This window comes from Pseudoduganella sp. RAF53_2 (assembly GCF_052113985.1).
GTDB lineage: Bacteria > Pseudomonadota > Gammaproteobacteria > Burkholderiales > Burkholderiaceae_D > Rugamonas.
In genome coordinates, this window is record NZ_JBFRDW010000291.1 from 1 (window position 1) to 11,489 (window position 11,489).

At 60.7% G+C, this 11,489-nt stretch carries 11 protein-coding genes and 2 pseudogenes; 8 read left to right on the top strand and 5 right to left on the bottom strand.

Features of this window, described 5'->3' with window-relative positions; all coding sequences use genetic code 11:
- Positions 1 to 39: 39 nt before the first annotated feature.
- Together rpsI and rplM are read right to left on the bottom strand one after the other, a co-directional pair.
- Positions 40 to 198: pseudogene (rpsI, locus tag AB4Z11_RS17620) on the bottom strand (30S ribosomal protein S9); the annotation flags it as partial.
- Positions 199 to 207: 9 nt separating this feature from the next.
- Positions 208 to 636, bottom strand: a complete 429-nt coding sequence (rplM, locus tag AB4Z11_RS17625) for a 50S ribosomal protein L13 (RefSeq protein WP_028102306.1) — start codon at positions 634 to 636, stop codon at positions 208 to 210.
- A gap of 232 nt (positions 637 to 868) precedes the next feature.
- Between rplM and AB4Z11_RS17630 the strand changes: the two genes are divergently transcribed.
- Genes AB4Z11_RS17630 through AB4Z11_RS17650 form a run of 5 tightly spaced genes read left to right on the top strand, consistent with a single transcriptional unit; the run spans position 869 to position 5,031 of the window.
- Positions 869 to 2,293 (top strand): alpha/beta fold hydrolase, encoded by a 1,425-nt coding sequence (locus tag AB4Z11_RS17630; RefSeq protein WP_442026538.1) that lies wholly within the window; start codon positions 869 to 871, stop codon positions 2,291 to 2,293.
- Complete coding sequence (locus AB4Z11_RS17635) at positions 2,290 to 3,024, top strand: ABC transporter ATP-binding protein (RefSeq protein WP_442026539.1); 735 nt, start codon at positions 2,290 to 2,292, stop codon at positions 3,022 to 3,024. The genes AB4Z11_RS17630 and AB4Z11_RS17635 overlap by 4 nt, the downstream gene beginning before the upstream one ends.
- Positions 3,021 to 4,205: an ABC transporter permease gene (locus tag AB4Z11_RS17640; protein WP_442026540.1), complete on the top strand. Its 1,185-nt coding sequence runs from the start codon at positions 3,021 to 3,023 to the stop codon at positions 4,203 to 4,205. The genes AB4Z11_RS17635 and AB4Z11_RS17640 overlap by 4 nt, the downstream gene beginning before the upstream one ends.
- A gap of 29 nt (positions 4,206 to 4,234) precedes the next feature.
- The gene (locus tag AB4Z11_RS17645) at positions 4,235 to 4,657 is read left to right on the top strand and encodes an OsmC family protein (RefSeq protein ID WP_442026541.1); all 423 of its coding nucleotides are present in this window, start codon (positions 4,235 to 4,237) and stop codon (positions 4,655 to 4,657) included.
- A 38-nt stretch (positions 4,658 to 4,695) separates the two neighbouring features.
- Positions 4,696 to 5,031, top strand: coding sequence for a MerR family DNA-binding protein (locus AB4Z11_RS17650; RefSeq protein ID WP_442026542.1), 336 nt, complete (start codon positions 4,696 to 4,698; stop codon positions 5,029 to 5,031).
- Here the strand turns inward: AB4Z11_RS17650 and coq7 are convergent.
- The gene (coq7, locus tag AB4Z11_RS17655) at positions 5,003 to 5,641 is read right to left on the bottom strand and encodes a 2-polyprenyl-3-methyl-6-methoxy-1,4-benzoquinone monooxygenase (protein WP_442026543.1); all 639 of its coding nucleotides are present in this window, start codon (positions 5,639 to 5,641) and stop codon (positions 5,003 to 5,005) included. The genes AB4Z11_RS17650 and coq7 overlap by 29 nt on opposite strands.
- A 32-nt stretch (positions 5,642 to 5,673) precedes the next feature.
- Positions 5,674 to 6,126, bottom strand: coding sequence for a hypothetical protein (locus tag AB4Z11_RS17660; protein ID WP_442026544.1), 453 nt, complete (start codon positions 6,124 to 6,126; stop codon positions 5,674 to 5,676).
- Between the two features lie 272 nt (positions 6,127 to 6,398).
- Between AB4Z11_RS17660 and AB4Z11_RS17665 the strand changes: the two genes are divergently transcribed.
- The 3 genes from AB4Z11_RS17665 to AB4Z11_RS17675 all read left to right on the top strand — a co-directional run bounded on the left by AB4Z11_RS17665 (position 6,399) and on the right by AB4Z11_RS17675 (position 11,283).
- Positions 6,399 to 7,292 carry an ABC transporter ATP-binding protein gene (locus tag AB4Z11_RS17665; protein ID WP_442026545.1) on the top strand — a complete coding sequence of 298 codons (894 nt, stop codon included), beginning with the start codon at positions 6,399 to 6,401 and terminating at the stop codon, positions 7,290 to 7,292.
- Between the two features lie 10 nt (positions 7,293 to 7,302).
- Complete coding sequence (locus AB4Z11_RS17670; RefSeq protein WP_442026546.1) at positions 7,303 to 10,875, top strand: M1 family aminopeptidase; 3,573 nt, start codon at positions 7,303 to 7,305, stop codon at positions 10,873 to 10,875.
- Between the two features lie 69 nt (positions 10,876 to 10,944).
- Positions 10,945 to 11,283, top strand: coding sequence for a DUF3597 domain-containing protein (locus AB4Z11_RS17675; RefSeq protein WP_442026547.1), 339 nt, complete (start codon positions 10,945 to 10,947; stop codon positions 11,281 to 11,283).
- Here the strand turns inward: AB4Z11_RS17675 and AB4Z11_RS17680 are convergent.
- A pseudogene (locus AB4Z11_RS17680) lies at positions 11,280 to 11,489 on the bottom strand (methyl-accepting chemotaxis protein); the annotation flags it as partial. The gene AB4Z11_RS17675 and the pseudogene AB4Z11_RS17680 overlap by 4 nt on opposite strands.

The window sequence follows — 11,489 nt, forward strand, 5'->3', positions numbered from 1 at the left end:
GTTCCAGCGGCTGACGGATCACCATCAGGCCGGTTTCGGTTCCAGCGGCTGACGGATCACCATCAGGCCGGTTTCGCGGGAGAAGTATTCCGAAGCAGGCTTGCCGTTCACGATGATCTGGCCAGTGCCGACCTTGATGAACACACGAGCAACTGCACTCTTGCGACGGCCGGTGYCGTAGTTGTAGTTACCGATCATGTCAGTTCCTTAGAATTCGAGTGCTTTTGGTTGCTGGGCAGCGTGCGGGTGGGAACCCTCAGCGTACACTTTCAGCTTCTTGATCATGGCGTAGCCCAGAGGACCCTTCGGCAGCATGCCTTTAACAGCTTTTTCCAGGGCACGGCCCGGGAAGCGCTGTTGCATCTTCAGGAAGTTGGTCTCGTAGATGCCGCCTGGGTAACCGGAGTGACGGTAGTAGGTCTTCTCGGTTGCCTTGGTGCCGGTCACGCGCAGTTTGCCTGCGTTCACGACAACGATGAAGTCGCCGGTGTCAACGTGAGGGGTGAATTCTGGCTTATGCTTGCCGCGCAGTCGGCGTGCCACTTCGCTGGCAACACGGCCGAGGACTTTGTCCGTCGCGTCAATCACGAACCAATCGCGCTGGACTTCATGGCCCTTAGCGGAAAAAGTTTTCATGTTTTGACTTTCTGTGAAAGATTTAAAAACGCTCAATGGTGGTTCCGCACAAGTGCTTCAGCGGACGCAGCCTTATTGGTGTTGATTTTCCCGAGCGAAAAGGAAAGCTGGCGATTATAGCCCGACAAACGAATTCCGGTCAAGCCACAGTGTGGCGTCCGCCTGAGCATGTTTCGTTGCCAAGAAGATATTGCAGGACTAGTATGGAATACCGTCCTGATGAGAGGCGTTTATGCTCCGTTTAATGCTTCTTGCCCTTGCCCTGCTGCCGCTGGCGGCCAGCGCCGCGGTGACGCCCGCGCCCGGCAAGGATTGCCACCTGCCCGGCACCGAGGAAGCCTTGCGCTGCCTGCGGGTCGATGTGCCGCTGAATTATAAACAAGCCGGCGCCACGCTCAGCCTGCACGTGGCCGTGGCCCCTGCCCTGCGCGAATCGGCGCGGCGCGATCCGCTATTCCTGCTGGCCGGTGGTCCCGGCGAGGCGGGCAGCGATCTGGTGCCGCTGCTGAATGCCTCCTTCCGCAAGGTGCGCGCCACGCGCGATATCGTGCTGATCGACCAGCGCGGCACGGGCCTGTCCGGCAAGCTCGATTGCCCCTCGGACGAACCGAATGAGGAAACCATCAGCGAAGAAAAGGCGCTGGCCGACGCGCGCGATTGCATCAAGTCGCTGAACAAACCTTACGCCGACTACACCACTGAAGCGGCGGCGCGCGACATCGACCTGGTCCGCAAAAAGCTCGGCTACGCACAGATCAACCTGTGGGGCGGCTCTTACGGCAGCCGTTTGGCCCAGACGTATGCGCGGCTGTTCCCGGAACACGTACGCGCCATGGTGCTGGATGGCGTGGCGGCGCCGGACCAGATCGTGCCCGCCGGCGGCCGTGATGCGCAAGCCGCGCTGGATAAGCTGTTCCAGCAATGTTCCGAGAACCAGCCTTGCGCCCGCGCCTTCCCTGCCTTGCGCTCGGAGTTCGCATCCATCGTGGCGGCACTGAACAAGGCGCCGCTGATGCTGGAGCTGCCCGATCCGCGTACCGCCGAAATGCGCCAGGTGCGCATGACCAGCAACCGCTTCCTCGGCACGGTGCACAACATTCTGTATTCGCAGGCGGACAGCCGCCGCCTGCCCTTCCTGATCCATAGCGCTTACCAGAACCGCTGGCAGCCTTTCATCGCCCGCAGCAATGTGGCGCGCGATTTCGCGGCCGACGCTGGCCCCGCCATGCCGCTGCATCTGGCCGTAGTGTGCGCTGAAGATTATCCACGCCTGACGCCTGCCCTGCTGGCTGAAGACACGCGCGATTCCTTCCTTGGCAAGCCGCAGATCGAACGCATCGGTGCACTGTGCGAGACCATGCACGTTCCCGCCGTACCCTGGACCACGCCGAGCAAGATCGAGGCGCCGGTGCTGCTGATGTCCGGCGCCCTCGATCCCGTCACGCCGCCGCGCCGCGCGGAAGCGGCAAAACAATACATGACGCACGCCCAGCACCTGATCGTGTCCAACGGCGGCCATATCGTGTCGCAGCTCGGTTGCGGCCCGCGCCTCTTGCGCGAATTCCTGGACCTGCCGGACAAGCCCGTTGCCGCCGAATGCCTGAAAGAGATTCCGGCGCCGACCTTCCAGCTCAATAGCGCGGGACCGCAACCATGATCGAAGTAAAAAACCTCTGCAAACATTTCGGCAAAGTGCAGGCGCTGGCCGGCGCCAGCTTCAAGGCCGAAGACGGCAAGATCACCGCCCTGCTTGGCCCCAATGGCGCCGGCAAGACCACATTGCTGCGCACTCTCGTCGGCCTGCTGCAACGCGATCACGGTGAAATCTCCATCGATGGCGTGGACCCGGCAGTCGATCCCATGGCGGTGCGCCGCAACGTCGGCCTGCTGACCGACCAGTTCGGCCTCTACGACCGTTTGAGCACGCGCGAATATCTGGCCTACTTTGGTGAGCTGAATGATATGAAGCCGGAAGACATCGTGCGCCGCATTGAGGAAGTGACGGAGCTGCTGTCCCTGCAGGACATCATCGACCGCCGCGCCAAGGGCTTCTCGCAAGGCCAGCGCATCAAGGTCGCGCTGGCGCGCACGCTACTGCATCGCCCGCGCCACCTGCTGCTGGATGAACCGAGCCGCGGCCTGGACGTGATGAGCACCCGCGCCCTGCGCCGCGCATTGGCCGCGCTGAAGGCCGACGGCAGCTGCGTCATCATGGCGACCCACGTGATGCAGGAGGTTATCCATTCCTGCGACGACGTGATCGTGATCGCGCGCGGCAGCACAGTCACCCAAGGCACGCCGCAGCAGCTATGCGAACTGGCAGGCCTGGAAAGCCTGGAAGACGCCTTCGTCAAACTGGTCGGCACCGAGGAAGGGATCGAACCGTGAAAGCCAAATTCCTCATCATTCTGCGCAAGGAATTCAAGGAAACCCTGCGCGACCGGCGCGCCCTCGGACTGCTGGTGATCTTCGTGCTGATGTATCCCATGCTGGTCGGCTTCGTGCTGCACAAACAGATCGACCGCGCTACCCGGCCGGAACGCGAAGGCGTGTCGATCGCCGTGATCGGCGCGGCACAGGCGCCCACCCTGATGAATCAGCTCAAACAGCGCAACGTGACGCTGACGGAGCTGGAACCGATGGACGAACAGGGCATCACCGCAGAACTGCGCAAGCAAAACATTACGGCGGTGCTGCGTCTGCCGCCCGAATTCACCGCCAACTACAAGGCCATGCGCCCGGCGCGCGTGGAGGTGTGGTTTGACTCGGCGTCCGACAGCGCACGCAAGCTGGACGAAGTGGAAATGGTGCTGCGCGAATACAGCCGCCAGATTGCAGGCGCGCGCTTGCTGGCACATGGCGTGTCGCAGGCCAATCTGAATCCCGTGATCGTGCAGAACTACGACACCGGCACCAGCGCCTCGCGCTCGGCCAATACCATCAGCACCATGCTGGGCATCTTCTTCATCCCTGCCTTCATGTTCTGCATGTCGACGGCAGTGGACAGCACGGCAGGCGAACGCGAACGCCGCTCGCTGGAAGTGCTGCTGGCGCAACCGGCGCGCCCTGCGGATCTGATTGTCGGCAAGTGGCTGGCGGCGGCCATTCTGTCCATCATCGGCATCACGCTGGAGCTGGCGATTGCCCACGGTATCCTGAAATGGCTGCCACTGGAGGAAATCGGCCTGTCGTGGCGGCTGCAATGGCGCGACCTCGCCATGGTCTGCCTGGCCTCCGCCACGCTGTCGCTGTTCGCGGCGGCGCTGGAAATCGCCCTCGCCATCAATGCGCGCTCCTTCAAGGAAGCGCAGACCCTGGTCAGCTTCACGATGATCGTGCCGATTGTGCCTGTCATCGTGGTGCCGATGATGAACCTGAACACCGCATGGTGGATGTATCTGGTGCCCGTGCTGTCCAACCAGACGCTGTTGCGCGAACTGGCCAAGGGGCAGAGCATCGGCATCCTGCCCTTCGCCCAGACCTTCTGCAGCAGCCTGCTGCTGGCCATGGTCTGCGTCTGGTACACCGAGCGGCGCATGAAGAGCGAACGTTACATGATGACCGTATAATGCTGAGACGCTATTAACGGAGAACAGTAATGGAAGTGAAAGTCAGCTGGAATGGCCCGTCGGGCATGAGTTTCCGCGCCCAGACCGGTTCCGGCCACATGGTCTCGATGGACGGCGCGCCGGAAGGCGGCGGCCACAATCTGGCGCCGCGTCCGATGGAAATGGTTTTGCTGGGCACCGGCGGCTGCACCGCCTATGACGTGGTACTGATCCTGAAACGCGGACGCGAGGATGTGCGCGGCTGCGACGTGACCTTGCAGGCCGAGCGCGCCGACGCCGATCCCAAGGTTTTCACCAAGATCAATTTCCACTTTGTCGTCACGGGCAAGAACCTCAAACAGAGCACGGTGGAACGCGCCATCGCGCTGTCGCACGACAAATACTGCTCGGCCAGCATCATGCTCGCCAAGACCGCGGAAATCACCCACAGCTTCGAAATCATCGAAGCCTGACACTTGCAAAACCCACGGCCTGAACCTGGGCGCCCAAAATGCTGGATCAATTGGCGCTGATCGCGCTCGGCCAGTCGGCCGGATTGTCGCTGGACGATATCGGATCGATGTTCGATCCGGAAGGACAGCCCGCTATCGACCGCAAGCTGCTGCTGGCGAAAGCGGATGAAATCGATGCGCGCATCAAGCGCTTGAAAGCCATGAGCGACGGCTTGCGCCACGCGGCCGAGTGCAAGGCGCCCAGCCATGCCGAGTGCCCGAAATTCAAACGCCTGTTGAAAGCAGCCGCCTCCGGCGCCATCGAGCGCCGCCCTCCGCAAGCCTGGACGCCGCGTGCGCGGCGGGTCAGATGTAGTAAGCAGTGGAGGTCATGAGTTTGGACATGCCCTTCATCGCCACCTGAATCGGCAGCGGCGTGCTGGTCGCGCCCATATCCTGCGCAGCCTGTCCATGCGCGATCTCGTCAACGCGCATCTGCTCCACGATGGCGCGCGACTTCGCATCCTGTTCCGGCAAGCGATCCAGATGGCTGGCCAGATGCGCCTCCACCTGGCGCTCCGTTTCCACCACAAAGCCCAGCGACTGCTTATCGCCCACCATCGCCGCAGCGGTGCCCAGCGCATACGCGCCCGCATAAAACAGCGGATTCAATACGCTCGGCTGTGAACCCAGCTCCTTCAAGCGCTGCGCGGTCCACGCCAGATGATCTTCCTCTTCGCGGCTCGCCTTCTGGAAGGCATGACGCATCTCATCGCTTTTGGCAAAGCGCGCCTGCGAGTTGTAGAGCGCCTGCGCCATCACCTCGCCCACATGATTCACGCGCATCAAGCCTGCGCTGTGCTTATGCTCCTTCTCCGTCATCTCCGCATCCGCCGCATGCGCCGCCGGCGTCGGCCGCGAAGCCGAAGCCACGCCAGCCAGCACGCGCAATGCCTTATCCGCGCTGCTAATGAATTGATCGAGTGGAGTGTGATGACGATTCATGATGATTTATCCAGCTTGTACGGAAAACCACATTATAGGCCGCCTTCTTCCCTGAGGATGCGCTGCTTCTCGATCCAGTCGGCGACGGGGCCGCGGACGTCGATTTTGGAAAGGTCTTTCGCCACGCCCAGATTCAGGCCTAGCAAAAATGGAATCGAATCGAGCGGTACGTCGGGGCAGCATTCGGCCATCGCGCGCTGGAAGCGGGGCGACTCGACCACTTTCACGACTTTGCCGCCGCTCATGTACTGCAGGATGGACGTGATGCTGTGTCCCGGTCCGATCGAGCGGTAAATGAAACGGTTGAATTCCTTGTCCAGGGCCTGGAAATCCAGCGTTTCCTTGGTCATCAGGCTGGCCAGATAGTACAAGCCAAGCGCGGTGCGGAAGAAGCCGGTGGCTTCGGACTTGTCTAGTCCGCAGCGGGTGACTGCCAGGATTTTCTCCTGCAGCGCAACATCGAGTTTCGGGTGAGGTATCGCCATAGCGACCAAATATATATCAAGCCTGATACTTTTTGTGCCTTGCGTTAGGGTATCGGACTTGCTACTCTTGAAACTTTAGTGATAAACCATCAGCCAATGGCCCGCTCCGTTCCCCTGAAAGCGCAATCTGGTCTGCCGAAAGCACCGGCTGTCGCAATGGGGCAACCCGTATGTCGCGGATTCAATACAATGCCATCATGTGAAAAGAGCATAGATGGTTCGTCACCAGGCGCACCATGCTGCGCTGCACCAGCATCAATTCAGGAGTAAGCATGGAATTACGCATTCGTAACTTGTCGAAGACCTATGCCAATGGCGTGGTAGCGCTAGATAACATCTCGCTCACCATCCCGGCCGGCATGTTTGGTCTGCTCGGCCCGAACGGGGCCGGCAAGTCGACGCTGATGCGTACTCTGGCGACACTGCAGGAATGCGATTCCGGCTCCGTCTTCTTCGGCGAGCTGGATGTGCTGGATGAAAAAGATGAAATCCGCCGCCTGCTGGGCTATCTGCCGCAGGACTTCGGCGTCTACCCGAAAGTCACGGCCTACGAAATGCTGGACCATTTCGCGGTCCTGAAAGGCCTGTCGCACCGCTCGCGCCGCCGCGAAGTCGTGGACGGACTGCTGCAGCAAACCAATCTGTTCGAAGTACGCAACCAGCGCCTCGGCACCTTCTCCGGCGGCATGCGCCAGCGCTTCGGCATCGCGCAGGCCCTGCTGGGTGATCCCAAACTGATCATCGTGGATGAACCAACGGCGGGCCTGGACCCGCAAGAGCGCGTGCGCTTCCACAATCTGCTGTCCGATATCGGCGAAGACCGTACCGTACTGCTGTCCACCCACATCGTGAGCGACGTGGCCGACCTGTGTTCCAACATGGCCATCATCAACAAGGGCAAACTGCTCGTTTCCGGACCTACGCAGCAACTGATCGACGATGTCAGCTGCAAGATCTGGGCGCGCTTCATCGACAAGCGCGAACTGCCTGCCTTCCAGCAGCGCCACTCCGTGATTTCGACCCGCCTGATGTCCGGCCGCACCCTGATCCACGTCTACAACGACAACGATCCGGGCGACGGTTTCGAGGAAGCGATCGGCGACCTGGAAGACCTGTACTTCGCGACCATTCTCGGCCGCCACGACGTCAGCAACAACTGCGACTGACGAGGCGCCTATGTTCCAGATCGCCTTGTTTGAAGCGAAGCAGCGCCTGAAGCTGTTCTCGACCTGGGTCTATTTCAGCATGTTCACGCTGCTGGCTGTCCTGTGGATGGCCGCTGCGGGTGGCGTGTTCAAGGAAGCCATCGTCAACTTCGGCGGCCGTGTGCTGATCGACGCACCGCGCTCAATCTTGCTCACTGCGTCTTTCCTCGGCTGCCTCGGCGTGATCGTGATCGCGGCCATGATGGGCCGCTCGGTGCAGCAGGACTTTGAATACGAAACGCACCACTTCTTCTTCAGCGCACCGATCCGCAAATACCAGTACATGTTCGGCCGCTTCATCGGCGCGCTGGCCGTGCTGTGCGTGGTCTTTGCCAGCATCCCCTTCGGCACCTGGCTCGGTACGCAAGTGCCGGGCATCGATCCGGAGCGCTTGGCGCCCTTTAATCTACAGGCTTACCTGATCCCCTACTTCGGTGCGCTGCTGCCCAACCTGTTCATCTTCGGCGCCATCTTCTTCGTGCTGGCTGCGCTAACGCGGCGCATGCTGCCGGTGTACGTGTCGAGCGTGGTCATGCTGGTCGGTTATATCGTGGCGCCGGGACTGGCGCGCGACCTTGATTACAAAACGCTGGCGGCGCTGATCGATCCTTTCGGTACCACGGCCGTGATTCGCCTTACCGAATACTGGCCGATCGCCGAACGCAATACGCGCATGGTGAATGTGGAAGGCGTGTATCTGCTGAACCGCCTGATCTGGTCCGGCGCGGCGCTGGTGGCGCTGTTGCTCGGTTACTGGCGCTTCCACTTCGTCAGTACGGTGGAAAATGGCGCTTCCGCGCGCGGCGACAGCGAAATGCCGCTGCACCTGAGCGCCGCAGCCACCGACACCAGGGAAGCGCCCGACTTCCATGCGCGCAGCCTTGGCCTGCTGCTGCTGCGCTCCTCCTGGCTGAACCTGCGCGAAACCACCAAGAACATCTACTTCTTCGTCATCGTGCTGGCCGGCGTGCTGACCATGTTCGCCAGCTCGCTGGACATGGCGCCGATGTTCGGCACCTCCACCTATCCTGTCACTTATCAAGTGCTGGAAATGGTGACGGAAACCTTCTCCCTCTTCATGCTGGTGGTGACCACTTTCTACGCCGGCGAAATGGTGTGGCGCGAGCGCGAACACCGCATGGCACAGATGATGGATGCGATGCCGACACCAAGCTGGCTGCCTTTGCTGGGCAAGCTGTTTGGCCTGTTCGGCGTGCAGGCGCTGCTGATGTTCATCGTGATGATCTGCGGGATGCTGATCCAGCTGTTCAAAGGCTACTTCAACCTGCAACCGGCCTTGTATCTCCAGTGCCTGTTCACCATCCAGCTGCCGGCCTATATGCTGGTGGCTGTGCTGGCGATTGCCACGCAGGTGCTGATCAATCACAAGTACATGGCCTACTTCGTGATGATCGTGTATTACATCGCGACGCTGACCTTCTCCACATTGGGCCTCGATCATCCGATGGTGCTATACGGCGTGACGCCGGAATTCCACTACTCGGACATGAACGGCTACGGCCACTTCCTGGTGCGCGAGCGCTGGTATGAACTGTACTGGGCGGGCGCCGCGCTGATGCTGGTGGTGTTGTCCGTGATCTTCTGGTCGCGTGGTTCCAATACCGAATGGCGCCAGCGCGTGCAGCTGGCGCGCCATGCGCTGACCATGCCGGTATTGGCAACCTTCAGCCTGGGCCTCTTCCTGTTTGCCGGTGCAGGCGGCATCATCTACTACAACCTGCACATCGCAAACGACTTCAAGACCGTCTTCTATCGCGATGTCGACCGCGCCACCTACGAGCGCAAATACAAGCAGGTGCTGGATGTTGCACAGCCACGCATTACGGATGTAAAGCTGAACGTCGATATCACGCCGGCAAAGCGCTCRCTGGCCGTGAAAGGCTTGTACACGCTGGAGAACAAGACGACCCAGTCCATCTCCACCATTTACGTGCAGCAGAACTCGGACGCCGATTTCGCCCCGCTGCGCTTCAGCCGCACCACCCACCGCGTACTGAACGACACGGAACTGGGCTTCTACAGCTACCGCCTCGACAAGCCGTTGGCGCCGGGAGAAAAACTGGCGATGGRATTCAGCGTCAGCTACGCACCGCACGGCATCCTCGGCCTCGGCAAGGACACGCCAGTGGTCTACAACGGCACCTTCTTCAACAACAGCTACCTGCCCCACATCGGCTATCAGCGCCAGGCCGAACTGAGCGATCCGCGTGACCGCAAAAAGCACGGTCTGCCGCCGCAGGAGCGCGCGCTGCCGCGTGACGATCCCAAAGGCCTGGCCGACAACTTCGCCAGCAACGACGCCGACTGGGTGAATTTCGACGCCATCGTCAGCACCGCATCCGACCAGACCGCGATCGCGCCGGGCAATCTGGTCAAGGACTGGAACGCCAATGGCCGCCACTACTTCCACTACAAGATGGATCGCGCCATCCTGAACTACTACGCTTTCCAGTCGGCGCGCTACTCGGTAAAGCGCGACTGGTGGCAGGACGTGGGTATCGAGATCTACTACCAGCCGGGCCACGAATACAATCTGGACCGCATGGTGAAAGGCGTGAAGGAATCGCTGGATTACTACACCAAGAACTTCAGCCCCTATCCGTACAAGACGTTGCGCATCGTCGAATTCCCGCGCTACGAGAAGTTCGCGCAATCCTTCCCGAACACGATTCCGTATTCGGAAGGCATGGGCTTTATCGCCAGGGTGGACGACAAGAATCCGAAGGATATCGACTACCCCTTCTACGTCACGGCACACGAAGTGGCGCACCAGTGGTGGGGCCACCAGCTGGTCGGCGGCAACACGCGCGGCTCCACGGTGCTGAGCGAAACRCTTGCCGAGTATTCCGCACTGATGGTGATGAAGAAGAATTTCGGCGCCGCCCGCATGCGCCGCTTCCTGCGCTATGACCTGAACAATTATCTGTGGGGCCGCGCGCTGGAGAACAAGAAAGAGCTGCCGCTGGCCGATAACGAAGACCAGGGCTATATCCACTACCACAAGGGCAGCCTGGCCATGTACCAGCTGCAGGACCTGGTCGGCGAAGACCGCGTCAACACCCTGCTGGCCGCTCTGTTACAACAATACGCCTTCCACAGCGCGCCGTATCCGAGCGTGTCGGTGCTGGTGGATGGCTTGCGCAAGCTGGTACCGCCGAATATGGCTTACCTGGTGGACGATCTGTTCGAATCCATCACGCTGTACGATAACCGCGCCATCAACGCCGTCGCGCACAAGCTGGTGAACGGAAAGTATCAGGTCACGGTGATCGTGCATTCTTCCAAGCTGCGGGCCGACGAACTGGGTGCGGAAAAGGAAGTCCCAATCCATGACCTGGTCGAAGTGGGTGTGGATGACAAGGATGGCAATCCGCTGATTCGCGAACGCAAGCTGGTGGAGCAGCACGAAAACATCTACAAGCTGATCGTGAACGGCCGTCCCGGCAAGGCGGGCATCGATCCGGACAACAAACTGATCGACCGCAAGCCGGACGACAATATGATTGCAGTGGAGAACCTGTAAGCGCGGCGTGTTTCCAATCCGGCTGGGCAGTGCTAAGCTTTCCTATGCATAGAGAACAGCGAGGCCGCCATGAGCATACTCAGCAATATCTACAGCAAGATCCTGCCGCAATCCGCCGCGCCCATTGCGCCGATTCTGAAAGAAGCTGAAAGTGTGGACGTCGCCGCCGTGCTGAGCGAAAAAGCCCAGCTGGCAGGCGAACAACTGCACTGGCGCACCTCGATCGTGGACTTCCTGAAGCTGCTTGATCTCGACTGCAGTGTCGAATCACGCAAGCAGCTGGCCCACGAACTGCACTACACCGGCGATACCGGCGACATCGCGAAGATGAACGCGTGGCTGTACCGGCAGGTCATGTTCAAGCTTGCTGAACATGGCGGCCGGGTCCCGAAGGAATTCATGCATTAAGCGGCAAGGCGCAGCGCGGTACGCTTGGTGCTGGTCACGGCGGGAGCGGCAAGCGCTGGACCGGCCAGCTTGAACACGCTGACGGCGGACGTCAGCGCGTCGGCTTGCTGCTGCAGCGAGACGGCGGCGGCGCTGGCTTCTTCCACCAGCGCTGCATTCTGCTGCGTCACGCCGTCCATCTCGGAGATGGCGCGGTTGACCTGCTC